A 531-nucleotide genomic window follows, 5' to 3' on the forward strand; every position below is an offset into this window, starting at 1 on the left:
CAAGCCTGTTAAAGCTTACTTTGCGCAAAAACCTCCTATTAATATTACGCCTTAATAAAAGGTGAGCATGTTGTATACCCGCGTTATTAACCCGGCAATAAAATAGCTATGATGCGGCGTATCGAATTGACGGGGCTTTGAAGTATTTCGCGACTCGCCTCGGGAGCTTCTGAAGCTTCCGAAGGTGAGACATCGCCTTCCTCTTCAGCTGGTCTCTGCTGCGCGCCGGAGTACCGCTATGCACGCCGGCTTTGAGGTCGCAGTTCAGATACTCATCGGGGTTCAATTCCGGCGAGTAGGGTGGAAGGTAGAACACTTCAATCTCATCCCGATGCTCCGCCAGCCAGGCCTTGACGATCTTGGCGTGATGGACCTTGAGGTTGTCCAGGATCAGGAAGACCTTCCGCTTGGCTTCACGAATCAAGCGCTTCATGAAGTCGATCAGAATTTGCGCATTCATGGTGCCGTCGAAAAACCGGAACCGTACCTTGCCCTGGTTAGTGACGGCGGAAATGAGATTGATCGCCGCTC

Annotated in this window: 1 protein-coding gene; it reads right to left on the reverse strand. The window is 51.8% G+C overall.

All coding sequences use genetic code 11. The features are described 5' to 3' along the window. Nucleotides 1-106: 106 nt before the first annotated feature. On the reverse strand, nucleotides 107-531 hold a 425-nt coding region (locus tag P8629_RS11475; protein WP_278166266.1), incomplete at its 5' end, for a transposase.

Source organism: Hydrogenovibrio sp. 3SP14C1 (assembly GCF_029625905.1).
GTDB lineage: Bacteria > Pseudomonadota > Gammaproteobacteria > Thiomicrospirales > Thiomicrospiraceae > Hydrogenovibrio.